The sequence below is a fragment of the Bifidobacterium sp. M0307 genome, assembly GCF_016100445.1.
GTDB classification, from domain to species: Bacteria; Actinomycetota; Actinomycetes; order Actinomycetales; family Bifidobacteriaceae; genus Bombiscardovia; species Bombiscardovia coryneformis.
In genome coordinates, this window is the sequence record NZ_JACFSL010000002.1 from 1 (window position 1) to 21,994 (window position 21,994).

The 21,994-nt window shown below is 58.0% G+C and carries 14 protein-coding genes; 5 read left to right on the forward strand and 9 right to left on the reverse strand.

What is annotated here, in order from left to right; genetic code table 11:
- Window positions 1–327 precede the first annotated feature (327 nt).
- The 9 genes from H3V08_RS06835 to H3V08_RS06875 all read right to left on the reverse strand — a co-directional run bounded on the left by H3V08_RS06835 (window position 328) and on the right by H3V08_RS06875 (window position 13,747).
- Window positions 328–1,053, reverse strand: coding sequence for an ABC transporter ATP-binding protein (locus H3V08_RS06835; protein WP_198182167.1), 726 nt, complete (start codon window positions 1,051–1,053; stop codon window positions 328–330).
- Between the two features lie 3 nt (window positions 1,054–1,056).
- The gene (locus tag H3V08_RS06840) at window positions 1,057–2,448 is read right to left on the reverse strand and encodes an FtsX-like permease family protein (protein ID WP_198182168.1); all 1,392 of its coding nucleotides are present in this window, start codon (window positions 2,446–2,448) and stop codon (window positions 1,057–1,059) included.
- A gap of 287 nt (window positions 2,449–2,735) precedes the next feature.
- Complete coding sequence (locus tag H3V08_RS06845; protein ID WP_231570880.1) at window positions 2,736–3,623, reverse strand: formate/nitrite transporter family protein; 888 nt, start codon at window positions 3,621–3,623, stop codon at window positions 2,736–2,738.
- Window positions 3,624–3,723: 100 nt separating this feature from the next.
- Complete coding sequence (locus H3V08_RS06850; protein ID WP_198182169.1) at window positions 3,724–6,543, reverse strand: ABC transporter ATP-binding protein/permease; 2,820 nt, start codon at window positions 6,541–6,543, stop codon at window positions 3,724–3,726.
- A gap of 88 nt (window positions 6,544–6,631) precedes the next feature.
- Window positions 6,632–10,090 (reverse strand): FtsX-like permease family protein, encoded by a 3,459-nt coding sequence (locus H3V08_RS07600; RefSeq protein ID WP_198182170.1) that lies wholly within the window; start codon window positions 10,088–10,090, stop codon window positions 6,632–6,634.
- A 2-nt stretch (window positions 10,091–10,092) separates the two neighbouring features.
- On the reverse strand, window positions 10,093–10,794 hold the full coding sequence (locus H3V08_RS06860) for an ABC transporter ATP-binding protein (protein ID WP_033491531.1): 702 nt from the start codon (window positions 10,792–10,794) through the stop codon (window positions 10,093–10,095).
- A gap of 154 nt (window positions 10,795–10,948) precedes the next feature.
- Window positions 10,949–12,409 carry an ABC transporter ATP-binding protein gene (locus H3V08_RS06865; protein ID WP_198182171.1) on the reverse strand — a complete coding sequence of 487 codons (1,461 nt, stop codon included), beginning with the start codon at window positions 12,407–12,409 and terminating at the stop codon, window positions 10,949–10,951.
- Window positions 12,396–13,085, reverse strand: coding sequence for an energy-coupling factor transporter transmembrane component T (locus H3V08_RS06870; protein ID WP_198182172.1), 690 nt, complete (start codon window positions 13,083–13,085; stop codon window positions 12,396–12,398). The genes H3V08_RS06865 and H3V08_RS06870 overlap by 14 nt, the downstream gene beginning before the upstream one ends.
- Window positions 13,082–13,747 (reverse strand): MptD family putative ECF transporter S component, encoded by a 666-nt coding sequence (locus H3V08_RS06875; protein ID WP_232340439.1) that lies wholly within the window; start codon window positions 13,745–13,747, stop codon window positions 13,082–13,084. Before H3V08_RS06875 ends, H3V08_RS06870 begins: the two co-directional genes overlap by 4 nt.
- A gap of 324 nt (window positions 13,748–14,071) precedes the next feature.
- Here H3V08_RS06875 and H3V08_RS06880 point away from each other — a divergent pair, with 324 nt between their 5' ends.
- From H3V08_RS06880 to H3V08_RS06900, 5 genes are all read left to right on the forward strand, one after another.
- Window positions 14,072–15,958 (forward strand): ATP-binding cassette domain-containing protein, encoded by a 1,887-nt coding sequence (locus H3V08_RS06880; RefSeq protein WP_198182173.1) that lies wholly within the window; start codon window positions 14,072–14,074, stop codon window positions 15,956–15,958.
- A complete protein-coding gene (locus H3V08_RS06885; RefSeq protein WP_198182174.1) occupies window positions 15,955–17,751 on the forward strand; it encodes an amino acid ABC transporter ATP-binding/permease protein in 1,797 nt (598 codons plus the stop codon). Before H3V08_RS06880 ends, H3V08_RS06885 begins: the two co-directional genes overlap by 4 nt.
- A gap of 950 nt (window positions 17,752–18,701) precedes the next feature.
- A complete protein-coding gene (locus H3V08_RS06890; RefSeq protein ID WP_198182175.1) occupies window positions 18,702–19,655 on the forward strand; it encodes an ABC-three component system protein in 954 nt (317 codons plus the stop codon).
- On the forward strand, window positions 19,652–20,098 hold the full coding sequence (locus tag H3V08_RS06895) for an ABC-three component system middle component 2 (protein ID WP_198182176.1): 447 nt from the start codon (window positions 19,652–19,654) through the stop codon (window positions 20,096–20,098). The genes H3V08_RS06890 and H3V08_RS06895 overlap by 4 nt, the downstream gene beginning before the upstream one ends.
- A complete protein-coding gene (locus H3V08_RS06900; RefSeq protein WP_198182177.1) occupies window positions 20,098–21,966 on the forward strand; it encodes an AAA family ATPase in 1,869 nt (622 codons plus the stop codon). The genes H3V08_RS06895 and H3V08_RS06900 overlap by 1 nt, the downstream gene beginning before the upstream one ends.
- Window positions 21,967–21,994: the final 28 nt, after the last annotated feature.

Here is a 21,994-nt window from a genome sequence, read left to right on the forward strand (position 1 = left end):
TCGGAAGGGTGTGGGAGAGTAGCACACCGCCGCTCCACAACTCACAAGGGGCCCCGCACGGCACACGCCGCGACGGGGCCCCTTCTCCACATATACCCAAACACGAACACACACCCGGAAGCGCACGCAAAGCTGACATGAAGACCCCCGTCGGACACGTCACCACCCTGCACGCACCTGAACGCCCTTGCCGGACACGTAGCCGGGCCTGCAAAGATCCGACACCACCAGACGACGCTGAGGGCACAGGATTGCCTGAGGCATCATAATCTATGTATCTAGTACATTGGATGTGAGTACTTTTACCGCCAACCGTTCACGTGCCAGTCAGTCGTTTTCCTCTTGAGTGAGTTCGAAAAGCTGCTCGACGGTGGGATGGGTCAAGACATCATCGCAGATGCCGTTGGACAGCACGACGACTCTGTCAGCGGTCGCGGCGATATCTAGGTCATGTGTGACCATGACCAGTGCGCTGCCGGGTGTGACGGTCTGCCGCAAGAGCTGCATGACCGATTGCGCGGTCGAAGGATCGAGCGATCCGGTCGGCTCATCTGCGAATAGGATATCGGGATGGCGCAGCAGCGCCCTGGCGATGGCGACGCGCTGACGCTGCCCTCCCGACAGATTTTCCGTCCGCTCATGTCCCATGCCGTCGAGACCCACCTGTTTCAGGAGTGCATAGACTTGCTTACGAGAGGCGTGGATGCCGGCCATCTTGGCAGGGAGGAGCACATTGTCAGCGACGTTGAGTGCACTGACCAGGTTGAGATCCTGGAACACGAATCCGACGTGATCGCGTCGTAGTCGTGAGAGCTGCGCGTTGGATTGTCCTGTGACGTCCTGTCCACACAAACTGATGGACCCGGAATCTGGCTTAAGCAGTCCACACAGGCAATAAAGCAGCGTGGACTTGCCTGAACCCGACCTGCCGACGATGGCCACGAACTCGCCGGGGTGCACGCTCAGATCAATGCCACGTAACACTTCGACACGGTCTCTTCTTGTGTGGTAGGCCTTGCGGATCCCCGAGGCTGCGAGCAATGGTGATGTCATGATCTACCTTTCGTCGAGAACTACGTCGATTACCTGTCTGTGGGTGATTCCTGCAGTGATGGCGGCAAGCATCACGACAACGAAAAGCATGCCGAAAACCACGATTCCTGCGGCCTCCCAGCCCGGCATGGTGAATGGTGCGGATGGTAGCGGTCCTGAGGTGAATGCGTGGTCCATGGCCAGCTCGTTGATCCACACGATTGCGTAGGCGACGACGAGCGAAAGGGCCAGGTAGATCACGGTCTCGCATGCGACTTTCATCCAGACCAGTCCGCTAGTGCCGCCGCCTGCGATCAGGACCGCGGCATCCCTGCCTCTGCTGCGCATGGTGGCGAACACGACCGACGAGGCGGCGACGCATCCGATGATGACAGCCCCGCCGAACAGCACCGCCATCTGTTTTGGGGGCGCAGACACGGTCTCGCCGGATCCAGAAAGCACTGAACTCAGTTTGTCGATCCACGCCATCATCACACCTACCGCGCCGCCGGCCAGTCCGATGGGCATTATCAGCCCGCGGGTCAGGTCGGGGTGCGAGGATGCTTCACGCACCGCCAGAAACCACGGAGTACCGAGTCGATCGGAGCCCAGGCCGATGAGCGCGAGCAGCCCTCGTATCAGAGGGGTGGCGCAGCATGCGATCACCAGGCACACGAGCATGCCCATACCCGCGTACACGGTCATGAAATCTCCCACAGCCCGCTTCGAGATAAGCGGTTGCGCATGGCCTATCGCTATGTAGAGCGCCGCAGTGCCTGCGATAATGGCGACTGACAGCACGGCTCTTAAGATGCGCTTTCGCAAAGAAAATCCACTCCGCGATGTCTGACCGTCACCGCGTACTGCCTCCAGAACATCGCCGCGCGCGATTCTCCTGGCCGGAAGCAGCCCGCCAAGAACGCAGATCACGCCGGTGGATCCGGCGCCAATCCACAAAGCGAGTGGAATAAGAGGTTGAGTCAGTGCGCTATTCGAGGGCAGCCCGCTGGAAGAAATAAGGCGCGCGAACGGGAACCATGCCAGTACCGCCACCAGCGCACCCAGCAGGGAGGACAGCAGACCCACCAGAAGTACCTCGCCAAGAAGCACAACGAACACCGTCCGGGGTAAAACGCCCGCCAACTGCCACAGCCCCACGGAACGACGTTGTAATCCCAAACATACGCGAATCACCATCATCAGCGACAGGAGACCCACCAGAACACAGAACCCCAACGCCACACATCCGAATGCGACGAACGCCTGCTGCGCCTCGCCAGATGTGCGAGCACCGACAACCACCAATCCAATGTCCAGAGTGACCGTCACCGCCAGAATCGCAGAAGTGACGATCAATGCCAGCCACGATGCCACATCAATAGCCACGGAACGCACCACAAGCTTCAACAGAAACATACGCATCTCTCGATTCCTAGGTGAATCATCTGATTACGTCCACTGCCACCCTTGCAGTGTTAGAGAAGACCGATATATATATCCTACCGCGGCAATGACTCTAATCCATAAAGGGCTATCTGAAAAATGGCGACGCTCATTCTCCCCAGCAATAGTGAGCAATGCCTTGAATCCATCAGAACTGAGTGCCGATTCGCTTGCCGGATTCGATTTCCTTCAGGAACGTCCTTTCACCCACCCTTGTAAGCACATCCGCACCTCTGAAGGGCAATGAGTACCGTGCGTTTCTAGGCCTTGAAATGCCTCTCGTCGTTCATGGTGGCGAAGTTCAGCCCAATCAGGATGCCACCACCCACGTAGTTGCCCAACATGGCCACGATGACCACCAGGATGGCCTTCCAGGCATTGACCTGCCCGAAGACCCCGAGAGTGAGGAAGAGGGCGGAATCGGCGACAGAGTGCTCGAAGCCGCAGAAGGAGAACACGAAGACAGACACAATCATGATGGTGCACTTGGTGAAGTCGTTGGAGAGCTTGCCGTTGTACACCATGAGCATGGCGACGTTGATGCAGAAGTTGCATAGAATACCGCGGACGAAGAGGTCGGCGAAGCCCATGGGGCCTCCCGAGACGTAGCCGGTCTTGGTGGCTGCCGCTGTCAACATCTGGTCAAGGGTCGGCCCGCTGACGATGGAAGAGAATCGAAGGATGACGGACACAATCAGGAGTCCAACCAGATTGCCCAGGAAGCAGAGGCCCAGGATTCGCAGCGATGTCAGCCAGCCTAGGCGCTTGTGGTAGGCGCCTATGGTGACCACCATCATGTTGGAGGTCAGCAGTTCAGAGTTGGTGTAGTAGATCAGGACCAGAGCCCACCCGAAGGTGGTCGCGGCCAGGACCTTCCCCGCCAGGACCAGGCCATGGTTGTCCGGGTTCTGACCGGCCTGCCCCATGATGACGAAATAGGCCGTAAAGAAGATGCCTATGAACAGGCCGGCCGCAGTGGCCCGCTGGAGGTACTTCCCCGTCAGATCGCCGCTCATGGTCTTCTTGCTCTCGACCACGTCCAGGACAGTACTGATGAAGGCCCGCCCGGGGAAGAGGGGCTGCCCCCCTGGGGCTGACTTACCGGACCCGTCCTCTTGGTTGGGCATCTGGTTGAGTTGTTCGTTCACGGGTCCATTATGGCATTCCAGAGCCCGGGAAGAGCGGTCTCAGGGGCCGACTGTGTGGGAATTCACTTATCCGTCATTGCCGGCATCGGGTCCTCATGCCTTACTCGGTGCGCAATGCCGTGGCGGGATCCTGCTTGGCTGCCTTCCGGGAGGGAATCAGGCCGCCAATCAGGGTCAGGACCACACTCAGAACGACCAGAGCCACTCCGCCGGAGACAGGGAGGGCTGCGTTGACTTCAGTGGTTCCCATGAAGTGATGCATGATGCTGTTGGCCGGGATTATCAGGAGGAGGGTGATTCCCACACCCAGGAGGCCGGCCAGGAGGCCGATGATGCCGGTCTCGGCATTGAAGACGTTGGAGACGTTCCGCTTGGATGCTCCCATGGCACGGAGAATCCCGATCTCCTTGGTCCGTTCCAGGACCGAGATGTAGGTGATGATGCCGATCATGATTGAGGAGACCACCAGGGAGACCCCCACGAAGGCAATCAGGACGTAAGTGATGACGTTGATGATGGTGGTCACCGAGTTCATCATCAGGCCTACGTAGTCCGTGTAGACAATCTTGTTCTTCTCCGAGGTCTTGTCGTTGTAGTGTTTGATGGCATCACCTACGGAGTTCTTGTTTTCGAAGCTGTCCGTGTAGATGCTGATTCGGGAGGGGGCGTTCCGGGAGACCATGCCGAAGTCACTCAGGTTGTCGGCGTATGTGCCGGTGGAAACGTACTGGTTGTATATGGCGACCAGAACATCTTGCGGGGCCGTGGCGATGTACTGGTCGAAGGCCTGCGCGGTCTGCTGCTCGGCCATGGCACCTGAGGCGCTGGCCTGCTCCGACGGGGCGGTGGCTGCAGATCCCTGGGAGCCGGCTCCCATCTGAACCCCGGTCGCTGAACCACTCATGAAGCCCTGGGCCATGGTGGCCTTCTGGCTGACCCCAAGGGAAGCGATGTAATCCTTGGCGTCGCTGGCCTTGGCCGCATCGTCCGCAGGGGCGAAGGCCATGCCGTTCAGGACGCTATGGTCCTGGTCGGCCTCCTGGTCGGTGACGATGGGGCTGGTCTTGGCCTGGTCAATCAGGTAGTCGGTCAGTTGCCGCGTGTATCCAACGCCCACCTTGAGCGGGGTGGCCTTGGCGTCCTCGTTGGGTCGGACGACCCCGACGATCTGCAGGGGCATGGCCTTGTCGGCTACCTTGGCCATTTCGTCCGCGTTGTCGCCGATGTAGCGGTAGTGGCCGTCATCACCCTTGACGTACTGGTCTGCGGCCGGCACCATGGAGAGCTTCTGCTGCATGACCTTGGAGTAGTCGATGGGGGAGGTGTCGGTTTCGACCTCCTGGCCGCTGTTGAGCTTGCTCATGATGTCGGAGTACTGGTTGGAGGGCAGGATGCCAAGTTTGTAGAGGCTGGTGACGGGGATCTGGTTGTTCTTGTCCAGCACCAGAACGACCTGATCCTTGGCCTTGGGCCAGGAACCGTCAACCACCTGGTAGTTGTCGGTCACCACCTTGCTGATGGTGGTCTTGGCATCTGCACCGGGCATGATCTCCCCGAAGATCTCCGGAGCCTTGTTCTTGTCGGTCTTGCCGGTCAGGTGCGACATCTGCATGGACTGGATGTCGCCCATATCGCTGTTCGTGTTGGCGGAGGCCATCTGACTGGCTGCGGAGCCGGTGTCCTGCGCACCCATGGTCACCTTGTCGGCGGAGACCAGCTTGCCCTCGGGATCATGCCCGAAGACAGCGAACTTGGTGTCGTAGGAGTACTGAATGCCCACCGACCCTACGTACTGGTGAATCTCGCTCTTGGGGTTGTCCAGGTACTTCTTGAAGCCTGTCAGGTTGTTCTGGGTGATGCTGCTGGTCAGGCTCGAGGCCCCCTTGATGCTGGAATCATCGGGGTATATGGCCTTGAGGTCCTTGTGGGACTTGGCCTCCTTTTCGGATTCCTGGGCCGAGTCCATGATCTTGTTCAGGTCGAAGGACTGCTCCTGGATCGTGATGGGGTAGGAGGTCATGGTCTCACGCTGGATGTTGTCGATGTACCGGTTCACGCCGGTGGATACGGACAGGATCAGCGCTATGCCGATGATGCCGATTGACCCGGCGAAGGAGGTGAGAAGGGTCCTGGCCTTTTTGGTCCGCAGGTTGTTGAAGCTCAGGGAGAGGGAGGTAAGGAGCCCCATCGAGGCCTTGCCGAAGGTGCGGTGCTGGGCCTGCTCCTTGGGAACCTCTTCCTCGACCACAGGATTGGAATCGCTGAGAATGACCCCGTCGTGCAGTTCCACGATTCGTGTGGCGTACTGGTGGGCCAGTTCCGGATTGTGGGTGACCATGACGACCAGGCGGTCCTTGGCCACCTCCTTGAGGAGGTCCATGATCTGGACCGAGGTCTCGGAGTCCAGTGCCCCGGTGGGCTCGTCGGCCAGGAGGATACTGGGGTTGTTCACCAGGGCACGGGCTATGGCAACCCTTTGCATCTGGCCGCCGGAGAGCTGGTTGGGTCGCTTGTTGACATGCTCGCCCAGGCCTACCTGCTCCAGGGCCTTGACTGCCCGGGTATGGCGTTCCTTGCGGGATACCCCGGAAATGGTCAGGGCCAGCTCCACGTTCGAGAGGATGGTCTGGTGGGGAATCAGGTTATAGCTCTGGAATACGAAACCAACCGTGTGGTTACGGTAGGAGTCCCAGTCCCGGTCCTTGTACTTCTTGGTGGATGTCCCGTTGATGATCAGGTCTCCGCTGTCGTACCGGTCCAGACCGCCGATGATGTTCAGCAGAGTGGTCTTGCCTGATCCCGATGGGCCCAGGATGGCCACGAACTCGTTGTCCCGCAGGTTGACGCTGACGTCATCCAGGGCCTGCTGGACAAAATCCCCGGTCTTGTACTGTTTGGAGACGTGTTCAATCTGCAGCACTATGATTCCCCGCTTCTTGGCTGTTCAGTGATATCGATTCCAGAAGCTCAAGCTTACGCCACAAGTATGGGTAAAGCCTGGGTGCCGTCTAATCCACGGACTTCAGGGCTTCCAGCATGTCTACGTTCCTGAGCTTGTGGTTGACCAGCCATCCCAGAACGGCCGTGATGACCACGATCATGACCAGGGGAATGGCGAAGGCCACCCACCTGATGGAGGGGTCGAACATGATGTTGTCGGGCGGGACGGTGGTGATGATGTAGTGGTGGAGCCAGGCTCCGAATCCGTACCCGGCAAGGACTCCGATGGCCGAGAGGAGGATGGTTTCCCGGTAGATGTACATGGTCACTTCGTGGTCGTAGAAGCCCAGGACCTTGATGGTGCTCAGCTCGCGGATGCGCTCCTCAACGTTCAGGTTGGTCAGATTGTAGAGAATGACCAGGGCCAGGAGGGTGGCCACGATAATCAGCACCTGCATGATTATGTTCATGGACCGGACCACTGTGTCGATCTGGCCCATCATGGTGGTGTTCTGCACCACGCCCTGGATGCCGTCGATCCGCATGAAGGAGGCGGCCTGCTTCCGGGTGTTCTCCACGCTGGAATCCTTGAAGGCGACCAGGTGGGCATTGGCGGAGTAGTCCTGGTGGAAAACGGCCTGGTAGGTGGTCGGACTCATGAAGACGAAGTGCCCCAGATACATCTCGCAGATTCCATCCACCCGCATGGTTCTGTCCCTGCCTCCGGAATCCTGGAGGGTGATGGACCCACCGACCTTGGTTCCGGTCAGCTGGGCTATCCGCTCGGAGATGACCACCCCGTCGCCCGTGAGGTCCAGGGGTTTGTGGCCCGAGCGGGTGTCCAGGTTGATGAAGTCGTTCAGGTGGCTGACCGAGGCCGGCGCAAGCATCGTGATGGACTGCTTGTCGGCGTTGTGGCCTGCTGTCTTGCTCATTTCCTCGTAACGGACGTTCATGGACCCGTTCACGTCGGCCCTGTCCAGCCGCTTCCTGATGGTGGCCTGCTGGTCGGCGGTGGCCTGACTGCTCTCGGCGGCAATCAGGTCGTAGCGAACCACCTGGCCGAACTGATGCTCGTTGATGGCCGATATGGACCCCTGTACGCCGAACCCGGTCATCAGAAGGGCCACGGAGCCGCAGACCCCGAAGATGGTCATCAGCATCCGCTGCTTGTAGCGGAATATGTTCCGGGCGGTGACCTTGTGGGTGAAATTGAGCCGATTCCAAATCAGCGGAATATGTTCGAGGAGAATCTTCGATCCGGCGCTGGGCGGTTTGGGCAGGAGGAGGGCGGAGGGCTTCTCGCGCAGCTCCCGCCAGGCACTCAGGAAGGCCGGGACCACGGCACTCAGGAAGGCCAGCAGGCAGGCCAGGAGGGTGATTGGCAGGTGGAAGCCGTAGTGGATGGGTGGCATGTCGAAGGCAGGGGAATATGCCTGGTAGATAATCCAGGGCATGAGGGTGTGGCCGGTGATGACGCCGATGATGGCACCCAGGGCCGAGGCCACCCCGCCGTAGACCAGGAACTTGGCCATGACATCGCGGTCCCGATAACCCAGGGCCTTCAGTGTTCCTGCGTTGATTCGCTCCTCATCCACGAAGCGGGTCATGGTTGTGAAAGTGACCAGGGCGGCCACCAGGTACATGAAGTAGGGGAAGATCTTGGCCAGGGAATCCACGATGAAGGAGACGGAGACGTAGACCTTGTAGCCCTCTGAACCGGGCGCTTCCCTGCGTGAGTCCAGAGCGTAGACGGGCTTCCCCATGCGCTTCAGCCGGTCGGACGACTTGTTCAGCTCCTCCTGGGAGTCGTCGATTTTCTTCAGGGCCTCAGGGCTCTCCCGGTTGAATTGGCCCAGTTTGGCCTGATAATCCGCGGTGTTCTGGTTTAAGGCGGATTGACCCTGATCGATTTGCTCCTGTGCCGAAGCCCTACTGGCAGCCAGTGTCTGCCGGGACTGATCCAGCCTTGCCCGGCCCTGGTCGAGCTGGGCGGTGGCCTGGTCCAGTTGGGTTTTCCCCTGGGCCAGCTGGCGCTCGCCCTCTTCGACCTCTGCCCTCGCCTGAATCAGATCCTGGCGCCGCCCGTCGAGTTCCTGCTGGGTGGCTGCGACCTGGGCCATGCCCGGGGTGTACTGGTTGGACATGAAGGCCTCGCGGCCTGCCTGGACTTCGGCCACCATGGCATCGATTTGGGGTGACTGACGGTTGAGCTCGTCTAGCTGGCCCTGGAGTTCCGCCTTCGTGCGGTTGAGCTTCTCCTCCTGTTCGGGGGTCAGCCCGGGGGCTGACAGCTCCGTGTCGACGGCCTGAATCTGGCTGGTGACCTGCGTGATGCCCTGCCTGCATTGGGCCTGGTCGGCCTGGGTCTGGGCCACGGCCTGGTCGGCCTGGGTCTTCCCGTTCTCCAGTTGCTGGCGGGAGGCATCAAGCTGGTCCTGCCCCTGGTTGATGGCCGCCTGGCCCTGGTCGACCTGCCCCCTGCCTTGGGCCACCTGGTCCGCCGAAGATTGGTATATGGCCTGTTGCCGAGTCAGTTCGGCCTGGCCCTGGTCAGCCTGCCGCTGCCCTTGGTCGATGGCTGCCTGGGCCTCGGCCGTCTGGGATGCCATCTGGTCCCTGGCTGCCAGGAGGCTCTGGGCGGCCTGGTCCAGTTGCTGTCGGCCCTCGTCCAGTTGTCGTCGGTTTCCTTCGAGCTCCCTCCTGGCCTGATTCACCTGGTCCTGCCCCTGGTCCAGCTTTTCCTTGAGGGGGCGTTTGACGGTGGCAAGCCTTGCCGTGGGGCGATCGGACAGAATCCTGTTCAGGGCGTCCTTGTGACCTTGCAGTGCATTGATATACCGGTCCGAGTAGTGGTCCTGAATCCGGTCCAGGTCCTTGAAGGTCAGGCGGGCAATCATGACCTCGTCGGAATCGAAGGCACCCGGTGTGGATACGGCATATGAATCCAGGGATCCCGACCCGGCGGTGGACGGCCCCATGTTGACCTTGCTCAGGATTTCGGTCGATTTGACCGTCCCGACCACCTGGAACCTGTGGTGTCTGAGTATCTTCCTGCCCAGCTGGTCGGCCTTTTCGTCCACTTCAATGCTGGTGCCGATGGGGTGGTTTTCGGCCAGGGCCGTATCGATGGCTATCTGGTCCGGCCTGGTGGGCATGGACCCCTCCACCAGTTCGTAGGTGGATATTCGTTTGGGGGCCGAGTAGATGCGCAGGCTCTGGTCGCCCCCTTTCAGGACCACGTCCTTGAGGTAGCCGTACTCGATTCCGGAGCTGCCCGGCGCGGTGTCTATGGCCTTTCGGTCGTCCTGGTCCAGCCCATAGCTGCTGATGACCGTCAAATCGGCCAGGTGGTGTTCGGAAAGGTAGGCGTTGCCTGCCTGTCGCATGTCCGGTCCGGCCACGCTCAATCCCACCAGGGCGAAGGACCCTAGTGCGACCAGGCAGACGATGGAGATGAACCGTCCCAGGGACTTGCGGAAGGAAATGCGGATGTCGTGCCAGAGCACCCTTCTGACGGTCTGCATCTTCACCACTCCACGTTGTCGATGTCTTCGGGGCTGCTGTTGGTCTCTACGGACTGTACCCGGGCGTCATGCATGCGAATCACCCGGTCGGCGATGGGGGCGATGGCTGCATTGTGGGTGACGATAACCACAGTGGCGCCGTGCTTGCGGCACTGGTCCTGGAGGATGCGCAGCACCTGCTTGCCGGTCCGATAATCCAGTGCCCCGGTGGGCTCGTCGCAGAGAAGGATCTTGGGGTTCTTGGCCACGGCCCTGGCGATGGCCACCCGCTGCTGCTCGCCGCCCGAAAGCTGGGCGGGGAAGTTGTCAATCCGGTCACCCAGACCGACATCAATCAGGGTCTGGACCGGGTCGGCGGCGTTTTCCACGATCTCCGATGCCAACTCCACGTTTTCCCGGGCGGTCAGGTTGGCCACCAGGTTGTAGAACTGGAAGACGAATCCCACGTCATAGCGGCGGTAGGTCGTCAGCTGTCGGGCGTCATAGCCGGCGATGTCCTTGCCGTCCACGACCACCTGGCCCTCGCTGCAGGTGTCCATCCCGCCCAGGATGTTCAGAACGGTCGATTTGCCTGCGCCAGAGGCTCCCAGGATGACGACCAGTTCCCCCTTGTCGATGGAGAAGGTGACGTCCTTGTTGGCCGCAATGGTCGTTGCACCGGTCACATACCGCTTCGTTTCTCCGATGACGTCGATGTAGCCCATTCGTGCCCTTCTTTTCCTTGACAGCCGGGTTTGGTGACCGAAGCGTATGGTTGCTCCGCATCCCGATACCGGTATTCCCCAGTAAAACTGTAGACACAAGGGGTGGTCAGGTCCAAGGGGAAGCACTGTGGTTCAGGCGTGTCGCAGGGTATGCCTAGAGGGCGCCGATCAGGCTTTCCATACTGTTTTGGTCGGTCACCAGTCTGCCCTGGCGGAAGGTCAGGAAGCGTTGACAGGTCTGCCGGAGGAACTCTTCATCGTGGGAGATTATCAGGATTATGGTGCCTCGGTCCTGCATGTACCGTATGGCCCGAGTCACCTGGTTCATGTGATACAGATCCAGGCCGCTCGTGGGTTCGTCCAGGATGACCAGATGCTTGTCGGCCATGATGGCCGCTGCTATGGCCACCCGCTGCTTCTCTCCGCCCGACAGGGTGTTGGGATGACGGTCAAGCAGGCCGTCCAGGTCCAGTTCCGAGGTGACGTCATCGAGGAGTTCGGGCCGTCTGGCACCCAGGAGGAGCTCCTTGCGGACGTTCTCGCAGAAGAGCTGGTAGTTCACGTCCTGGAAGACCATGTAGGAGTTCTCTATCAGCTCCCTTGTCGACTGCCGCTTGCCGTTCAGGAAGAACTCACCGCCGTGTTCGGCCTTGTGCAGTCCGGTCAGAAGGTTGGCCAGGGTGCTCTTACCTGCTCCGTTTCTGCCGATGATACCGGTGATCTGCTGGTTGGATACCGTCAGGTCGTCAATCTGTACGGCCGGGGTCTGTCCGTGGTCGTAAGAGAAGGAGAGATTGGTTACCCGGAGGCTGGATTCACTCCGACCGGTCGCTGTTACGGTGGCTGATGCCGGGCTGTCGGCATTGTGTGGCTCGGGCAGGACCAGGGCCCGCAGGCCAAGCTGCTCGCGTTCTTCGGGGCTGATGGCCGCCATGGATTCCGGGGTGAAGGTGCCGGCCACCTGTCCGTCACGGATGACCAGGAACCTGTCGGCCAGGTCCCTCAGGTAGTAGAGCCTGTGCTCGATGACCAGGATGGTCAGCCCCAGGGCCTTGAGTTTGCCGAGAATGGCGGTCAGCTCCTCTATGGCCTCTACATCGAGGTTGCTGGAAGGTTCGTCCAGGACCAGCAGCTCGGGGTCGGCCATGCAGGATGAGGCTATGGCAATCATCTGTTTTTCGCCGCCCGATAGGGAGAACATGCTGCGATCAAGCAGACGTTCGATGCCGAAGAGGGCGGTCACCTGGTCCATGCGCTTGCTGATGGTTTCCCGCTCCATCCCCATGTTCTCCAAGGGGAAGGCCAGTTCGCTGCGCACGTCGGTGGTGAAGAACTGGGTTTTGGGGTTCTGGAATACCGAGCCCACCCTTCTGGACAGTTGGTATATGGGCTGATCGATGGTCTCGGTACCGTCCAGAAGGCAGTGCCCATCCAGCTCACCCTCGTAGAGTTCGGGAATCAGGCCGTTGACAATCCTGGATATGGTGGTCTTGCCGCATCCGCTCTTGCCTGTAATCACCAGGAGCTGCCCCTTGCCGACCTCCATATTGACATGGTCCAGCGATGGTTGCGCGGCGTCTTCGTAGACAAAGCTGATGTTCTTACCGGAGAGCATAGAAGGCAGCTCCAATCAGGACGAGTCCCAGCAGGCACATGGCGGCATCCGCCGGGGTGAACCTGACCCGGACCAGGGAGGTCTTTGGGCCAGGGTCGGTGAGTCCTCTTGTCAATGCAGCCGATGCCAGGTCGGATGCCACATTGGTGGCATTGCTCAGCAGCGGCACGTAGATGAACTCCATGGTTCTGACGGGGTGACGCACCATGTCGCCGGTGGTGGTGGCAATCCCCCTGAACTTCATGGCCTTGCGAATCTGCCGGTAGTCGTTCCGTACGGTCGGGAAGAAGCGGAAGAGCACGCTGGTGGGTATGACTATCCACTGGGGAACGTGCAGGCAGCGCAGGCTGCAGATGATTTCGGAGACCTTGGTGGTTCCGGATATGTAGGCCCCTACAATCACGACCGGCAGCATCTTGCCCAGGCCTACGAAGAAGAAGAGTATGTAACGTCCGAAGAGGTTCTCGGGGGCCAGGTATGCCAGATAGGTCCCCACCGCGAATACGGCGGTGATGCCGACCCACTTCAAGCCCTTCCTGATTCTGCCATCCACAAACTGGAAACTGCAGAAATACAGGGTGATGGCCAGGGTCAATGCGTCGGGCAGGGTGAAAAAGAGCAGCCCGTTGGCAAAGACAACCAGGAAGAACTTGCTGTAGATCGATATCCTTTTCATGCCTTGGCAGGTATCCTCGCGAAGTGGCGCTTGACGATCATTGATCCGATCCAGGCTCCCAGCAGGGCGCCTGCGATGGTGACAACCACACAGATTATCAGGGTGGGTGTGCTGATCTGCGCAAAGACCTTATCGATATAGGCCTGGTTCTTGCCCTTCCTGACGAGGCTGGCCACGTAGGCGTTCTTCATGAACCAGAGGGGCAGGGCCGGGCCGGTGTTGCCGAAGGCGAATATGGTGTAGCTCAGGTAACGCATGGGTTCGGACTTGCCCTTGCCCACCACGTTCTGCAGGAAGTCGGCCAGGACCCCGCAGAACACGTAGGGGATGAACGAGAAGGCGAAGTGTCCGGAGACCAGGAAGAAGAGGCCCATCAGGATGCCCATGATGGTGATGCCGCCGAAGCGGGGGACTTTGTTGGACATGAGCATATAGACCGGTCCGGCAATCAGGCCGACGATACCGGGCAGGAGGATGGACGAGAAACCGGGCAGAATCATGCCGGTCACAAACCCCGTGAGAAAGGCGGCCAGGGCCATGCAGATGAAATACAGGGCACTGTATATGCCGATGTTGATGAGGTCCTTGGCTTTGAGTGTGTTCATGGGTACGTATGCTCCCGTTCGGGCGTAGTGGGCCGTCATGGCAATTATTCTGGGCATCCACCGTTTTTCTGGCTCGTCCCCCCAAAGTCACCGGACGGGGAGTATCGGCTCCCTGCAGAAACGGCCCAGGCTCAATCCTGCAGTTTGATCCGCGGCTCACCCGGCCGGTCTGATGGATGTGGAACGAGTCTAAGATGATTCTTGCAGATTTGGCAATGAAGATTTCGTGAAGATTTGCTCTATCTGGACTTGCTGCCGCTGATTACGGTCCTGTTTCCTGGTTTTCCATGCTTCTCTTCAGGATTTCCAAATTTCGGGTATTGCCCTTCCGAAAACCCTTTTGTTAGTCTGCATCTACAAACGAGCAATGATAATTTTCGGATGGAATCAAGCATGATCAATAAGGAACTTCTGCATTTGCCGGGTGCCAAGGTATCCGGCAGCGTCATTTTGGGCCTCCTGCATACGGTGGGGGCCGTGGCGGAGCTGCTGATCATGATCCTGTCCATCTACGCTCTGGGATTCCTCTGGGGTCTGCCGGTTCCGGGGCTGCTGATCCCCCTTGTTGGACGGATTCCGGCCCTGGCGGTCAGCCTGGTGGTGCTGATTCTGGTCCGAGGACTCTGCCTTCTGGCGATCAGCCGGTGTTCCGCCTCTCTAGGCACCTCAATCAGCACGGCCCTTTCGGAGGATCTCTACCTTTCCATGTTTGACGGCAGGCAGCGAAAGGTTGATGGGAACCGCCCCAACCAGAGCCTTGCCATGCTGTCCACGGAGGGCGTGAAGCGGGTGGCTTCCTACTTCACGGATTTCCTGCCCATTCTCTTCCAGTCGGTCATGATGCTGCCTGTCGTGCTGCTTGTCCTCCTGCCGGTCAGCCCTGTGGGTGCCATCGTCGTGCTGGTGGGCATGGTGGTCATGCCCTTTACCCTCAGGATGGGAACCAAACGCAACACCAAGGTCCAAACGGCGCATCTGCGCAAGTACGACAAGGTGGGGGTCCACTTCGAGGAGTCCCTGCGTGGCCTGAATACGTTGAAGATCTTCCATGCTGACCAGGCCGAAGCCGACCGCCTGGCAGAGGACTCCGAAGGTTTCCGCCGCCAGACCATGGCGGTTCTGGCCGGGCAGCTGCGTAGTCTGATCAATGCCGACATGATGGTCCACCTGACCGTCATCCTGGCTGCCGTTCTGACCGTGCTGGTCCAGTGGGGCTCGGGCCCACGTATCTGGCTTCTGCCCTCCATCGTGGTCGTCCTGACCGGTGTCCGTCTTTTTGCCCCCGCTCAACGTATGAGCTACCTGGCACATGCCGGTGTGGTGGCCACCCGTCAGGGTAAGGCCATTGCCGCCATACGCCGGGAAAGGCAGGAGGAGGAAGCACATGACCGGGCCGACCGAGAGGCTTCAGGCCCTGTCGGTTCCGAGTCCTCCCAGGGTGCACGTGCCGATACGGGTGCGAGGCAGGAAGGTGCGACTGTTGAGCAGATCGATCCAGGCGACGGTGAGGGCGCCGGAGCTAAGTGCGGGGTCAAGGCCGGCGATCTCAGGTTTACGTATCCCGACGGGTTCACGGCACTGCATGCCCTGAATTTCGAGCTTCCGCAGCAGGGACATATCGGTATCGTCGGTGCTTCCGGATCGGGCAAGTCGACTTTGGCTTCCATTCTGAGCGGGCAGCTCAAGGGGTATGAGGGAAGCCTGAGTATATTCGGTAATCAGGTAAGCCGGATGTCCCCCTCGGACCTGATAACTTCCCAAACCGTGGTCAGGGGTACCGATCATCTTTTCAGCGGCACCCTGCGGTCCAACCTTGACCCGGCGGGTGTCGGGTACTCGGATGAGGTTCTGAAGCAGGCCTTGAGGGATGTGGACCTCCAAGACCTGTTGAATCGGCCGGAGGGGCTGGAATCTCGACTTGAGCCAGGTGGCTCAAACCTGTCGGGAGGGCAGAGGCAGCGCCTTTCCATTGCACGAGGGCTCCTGCGTGGATCCAGGCTCTACATCTTCGACGAGGCCACCAGCGCCGTCGACCGTGAGCACGATGCCAGTCTGTCCGCCCTGATGGATCGGCTTGGCAGGTCCAGCCTGGTCATCACCATCACCCACCGCCTGGCCGGGGTGCGGGATGCGGACAGGATCCTGCTTCTGGACCAGGGGCACTTGGTGGAAAGCGGTGATTTTGACCAGCTCATGGAAGCGGGCGGACTCTTTGCGGCCCAGTGGAACGAGCAGGAACGATACGAAGAGTTGGAGGCCGCACGATGAGCCGACAGAGGACTTCCAAGCAGAAGGGAACCGGCTCGTTGAGCGGTACCAGTACAAGTGCCATGCCCAAGGAGGAGGTCGGCCCCCTGGCCGGCGGCGGCTCTCTGAGCATCATGCGTCGAATGGCCGGACTGATGAGGCCCCTGGCAGCCACCGAAGGTAAGGCCATAGGATGCGGGTCGCTCGGCCACCTGTGCTCTGTGTGGTGCGTCATGGCCGCGACGGCGGCCCTGATAGGCCTGAGTGGACTGACAGGAAACGGGAGCTGGCTGAGCCGGACCTGGATTGCCTGGGCGGTAACGTCCATTGTGGCCGGGGTGCTCAAGGGGGTTATGGCCTACGGCGAGCAGTACTACAACCATGAAATGGCGTTCAGTGTCCTGCGCGACATCCGTGTGACCGTTTTCGATAAGATGCGGACTCTGGCCCCGGCCAAGTTGTCGCGGCGGGGGCGGGGCAATATGGTCACCGTCCTGACCGATGACATCGAGGCTCTGGAGATTTTCTACGCCCATACCCTGTCGCCCATCGCCATTGCCGTGATCACCGCCGTGGTCAACCTGGTCACGCTGACTGTCTTGTCCGGGTGGATGGGACTGATGGCCCTGGTTTCCTACCTGATCGTAGGTCTGGTCATCCCCCTCCTCAGCGCCTCGCCCACCTTCCGCGTGGCTATGGCCGAGCGGACAGCCCAGGGGCGCCTGCACAGCCTTCTCCTGGAGACCCTCGACGGACGGCGCGAACTGGTGGCTCTGGGCGCCGCCGAGCAGGTCAGGCAGAACCTGGATGAGGCCACCGGTGACATGCTGGAATCACGGCGCCGCACCTCACGCAACACCCTCTACAACGACCTGGCCACCCAGGTGGCCACCCTCGTCTGCATGGCCGCTTTCACCCTGGCCGTCTGCGCGCTCGCAGGCAGGGGAGCGATTGGTCTGGCCCCGGCCATGATCGGTCTGGTTGGTTTCCTCAGCTCCTTCGGCCCCCTGATTCCTGTGGCCAGATTGGGCTCGGGCCTGCAACCGACCATCGCCGCCGCACGACGGGTCTTCGGTCTGCTGGACGAGGAGCCTGAGGTCGAAGAGGTGGCTGAAGGGTCCAGGCTGCCTACCTACTCAGGCACCCATGCCGGTGGGCTCTCCTTCGGTTATGCCACCGGGGCTGACCAGGATGGGAGCGGTTCCCTGGTTCTGCATGACCTGGAACTGGACATCAAGCCAGGGGACCTGGTCGGGGTCCAGGGTGAGAACGGGGCCGGGAAGACCACGCTCATCGACCTGCTCATGCGCTTCCGAGACAGGAATGCTGGCGACCTGACCGTCTCAGGTCTGCCCATCGAGACCATCAACACTGCTGATCTGCGTGCCCGACAGACCCTGGTGAGCCAGGATACCTATATATTCAGTGAAACCCTGGCCGACAACATCGCCATAGCCCGACCTGGTGCCAGCCGGGAGGAGATTGCCGAGGCCGCCAACCAGGCCTGCCTTGATGATCTGATTGACCAGCTGCCCAAGGGACTGGACCAGGTTCTGACCGGCAACGGGTCCGAGCTCTCGGAAGGGCAGAAGCAGCGGGTGGCCCTGGCCCGCGCCTTCCTGAGCCAGGCCTCCCTGCTCCTGCTGGACGAACCGACCAGCAACATGGATGCCCTCCTAGAGGGCAAGGTGCTCAAATCCCTGATCGATCAACAGGGTGACAGGGCCTACCTGATCGTCTCCCATCGGCCCTCGGTCCTGGCCCGGGTCAACCGGCTGCTGACCCTGCAGGATGGCAGGCTCATTTCCGCCTGAGTATGGTTTGGTTGCGAAGCAGCAAATACAGTACCGGCCCGGATTCCTGGTGGCGACGTAAAGTCGCTGCCATGAGTTCGGACCGGTACTTGTATATACAGGTACCAATGGTCTTTATGATTGTTTATCTCACAACCGCCGGTATGGCATCTCCGAAATATGCAGATAGGAGGAAGGTCTCCCTAACGTGAAGGTCGGAAAAGGGCATCTAGGGAGAGACGCCCAGTGAAGGAGCACGTCCTCATGGATCACATCAGTTTGCTGATTGGACTCATAAGTTCCGAGGGTTGTTATGTGAAAGTGGCCACCTGGGTCGGGAGCGCGGTTCCGGGTAAGATACAACTCATGATGAGCAGCTGATTTGTAGTGATTGCTCAAGGTGGCTGAACTACTCGTGGCGAGAAGTTATTTAAGGGCATGAGAAAACCAGTAGACATGGATATAGATGGTGCCAGTTAATCGCTTATTGGTGGTTCTTTGGATATGGGTGAGGCGTACCGAGGAGTATGGGAGATGGCCTTTCAGTAATTATCCTGATCGAGTCAACATAAAAGACGGTTGTCCTGTCTTTGGTATCTGGATAACAGGACAACCGAGTTGACTACCTGTTCTTACGAGGTTTAGTCTGCGCCAGTGCGGATGCGGCAACTGACTTTATGCTGGCAGGGGTTTGACTGTCGCGAAGCAGTTCGGATGCTATCTTGGCGACCAGTTGAGATGTCTGCTTCATATTGATTCGTGTCATATCCATAGTCTCTGTTCACCTCCTATTACAACTTGATCGGTATACTTCTGCGCTCGTGAAACTGAGCGCGTCAAGAGTGAAACAGCCTTGTAGCAAGTGCTTTAAAGCTCGCTATCCGCCCTTGCGCTTCCAGATTCTCAAATAGGGGTTTTTCGATCGGTTGGGATACGATGAATTGCGATGAACCGCGATGGAGAGGGGTGCGATGGAGAGCAAATCTGATTTTCAAGTCGTTATGACGACAATTCGTCCTCTTATGAAAGGCACCAGCAGCCTAGGCCAATTCACTGCGGAACTTATTGATATGGGTTTGAAACCTACGGGAAAATCAGCGCTGGAGCTTCGTAAAGAGGGTAGTTGGAAAGGCTATGCCAATGGGAGCACCTTGCTGCCTGCGCGGGTGGGAAGCGAATTAGCGAAACGTTGGGATGAGTACAGATTTGGAGAAAATGTCAAGGGGGCATATGAAGAGCCGGCACTTAACGATCTTGCGTATCAACTCCACGCGCTGGACTCATCAATAAACAAGGGTAATGTTGCCGAAAGGCTTGGACGTCTTTTTTATCGGATCTTTACCAAGGCTGCAGGCGCTGATAAAAAACCTAGCTTTACTCAGCAGACATGGGAAGACGTTGCTGATCGAGATAATGTTCCTTATATTGATCGGGAAAAAAATCTGCTGTGTCTAGGCGATGAGAAACTGGGACTACCGCCCAAGAAAGCCATACCCGATAAGGTTCAAGATCAAGAACTTGGTTATGTTAAAGCTCTCTTATTGGCATACTGTGAAGAGCAGGACCGTTCCGACACTAGCGCCACCGTTGATGACATTCCGGAGCAGTTTGCGTCACACTTTCAGGATCAACGGAAAGCATTCTATCGGGCTGAGTGGGTACGGGAAACCTCATGGAACTGTGTTAACGATGGACGGTCGCTCTTCGAAGAGTTCTTAGACGGAATGTATGCCGGAATAACTGATACCAATATGCGTCAATACAACAGTGGGCTTGAGCGTTTGCTTGCAACACTTTCGCAATCTGTGACAGTCCAATTTGATGGTCATCAGCTCGATCGAATTATTGCCTTGATCGACGTGTGGAGCCGGAAAGGTGCGTGTCACGAGCTGGTGGCTCGTAAACGTATGAGGTGGGTCAATTGACCGGATCGACATTTTTGGATACCAGTTTTGAAGCAGAGTTGCGCGCTCTTGTGTTCCTCTTTTTGCTTGATGACGCTGCTGATGCAGATTACCTCGGTGCCTTGGATACGATTACCGTCAATGCGCGTACTTTTGGTGTGGGGGAAGATAATCTGAACGGCACTCATCGCCTTGCTGGTGGAGAGCTCTGCACTCGTACCACTCTGATGCAGGATGCTCTCCGAAAGCTCGCACTCCAAGGACTAGTAAAACTAGATGACACTCGTGTGCCCTACTCGTTTACGATCACGTCTATTGGCGAGTCGATCGTTAACCAGATGTGCTCTAGTTATGCACAACGTTTTTTCTTTATTGCTCTCGATACGATTGAGCGAACATCTGGGCTAAGCACAAACGAACTAGTAGGAATAATTGGAAGCGGTTCATCGGAAAGGGGTGTTTGATGGAATCGAATTTCTGGATCTCCAGCGTTACTGTGGCTGGACACCCGAGTCGGCCAGATTCGAGTGTTAACTTCAAATCAGGGCTCAATATTATTTGCGGGCCATCCAACTCCGGTAAGTCCTGGATTCTTGAGTGCATCGACTACATGTTCGGCATGGATCATAAAAAGTTCATTCTCAACGAGAAATCCGGGTATACCGAAGTGCGGATGAGGATATGCACGCCTCGAGGAGATCTCAGGCTTGTTCGTCCTATTGGCCCTGGGCAAAACAATATTGAGATAACAAGCACTGACCCTCGCATAAAACAAGGGACTTACACGCGGAACCAGACGAAACGCAAACCATCTTTAAACTCAGTATGGCTGCGGCTTATAGGTTTTGAACATCCTGAAGAACTCAAGGTCATAGCAAACAGAGATCTCAAAACACAAGCTCTCACTTGGAGAACTTTCTGGCATGCTCTATATGCGGATGAGGACCGTATCAGCACAAAAGACCCGGTTCTGCTGCCGACTCAAAATACAGCAGAACCAGCATTTAAGTGCGCTCTTGCTTCGTTGATTACAGGGAAAAATTATGCTGCCTATGCCAAGACCGAGTCTGCAGAGAGTAAGAGGATTCGTAACTTCGCAATTATTGAATATCTTAAGCCGCTGCCCGAGCAACTAGATCAGCGAATAGAACTTATAGATAAAGAGCTTGGAACCAGTGATCCCGCAGAAATCGAGAGGCGAGTTGAAGAACTGTCGGAGGAACTTGGTCGCGTCCAGCAGCGGATTAATCGAGCCACGCAGCAAGGGCAAGAAGTTGTTTCAAAACTACAGAAGGTACGTGAGGAATTAGCCGAAACGTATAGCTTGCGTAGTCGTTATGAGGAGCTTGCTTCTTCATACCGGGCTCGAATTGACCGCTTTGATTTTGTGGATGAGGGTCACACTAAGACTGGTGATCTCGTATCGCCAACAGCCTGTCCTGTCTGCACACAGAACTTACCACCTGAAGTGCAAACATCGATTCCAGCGCCTGATCCTCACGAACGGCAGGAACTGGTTGTACGCCTCAGCGACCTCGGGAAGACCATGGACCAAATGGGGCTTGAGCAGACTTCCCTACAAGAGCAGGAGCGCCAGCTTGCTGCAAACGCCAAAGAGATCACGTCTCATATTCGCAACGAATTAAAGCCGCAGCTTCGGACACTTAAGGCCGCAATTGCTAGTCATAACGCTATCATCGCGTCACAGGCAGAGAGACAACAACTCTTAGAGCGCAAGAATGACACCGAGGCAGAAATCCTGAAGAGAAAGGACCTCACATTCACCGCTGGGACTTTCGCTCCTCTTGACGAATATCCCAAAGAGTTCTGGGATCAAATGAGTACGTACTTACTGGACATCTTGGGTGCTTGTGCTTTTCCTAAACTTAAAGAAGCAAAGTTCTCGCGCGCTACCTTTGATGCGGTTGTTAACGGGAAAACCAAGGGCGAAGAGGGTCAGGGGTATAGGTCATTCGTCAATACGGCTGTCTTACTGGCACTACGTCAATATCTCTCTTCCAATGCTGCGCACAATCCTGGGATGTTGATAATTGACACACCACTCCTTGGGCTTGATGATCCTCAGTTGGATCCCGACTTGCAGGAAGCAATGGAAACTATCCCTGCTGCTTTATACGACCACCTTGCCTGCGAACAAGATGCGGGACAAGTAATTATAGCTGATAACACTAAGTTCATGCCTGAGATTGGTTCATTGCAGGAGAAGTGTAACCTCATTGCCCTAACGAAGGGGGAAAAAGGGCGCTACGGATTCTTGATCGGTGCCAACGATGATGATCTCACTAGTCTTGAAGGTAACCATGGAAGTTGACCGTGTCCGTTGACGCTCCCTAATGCGG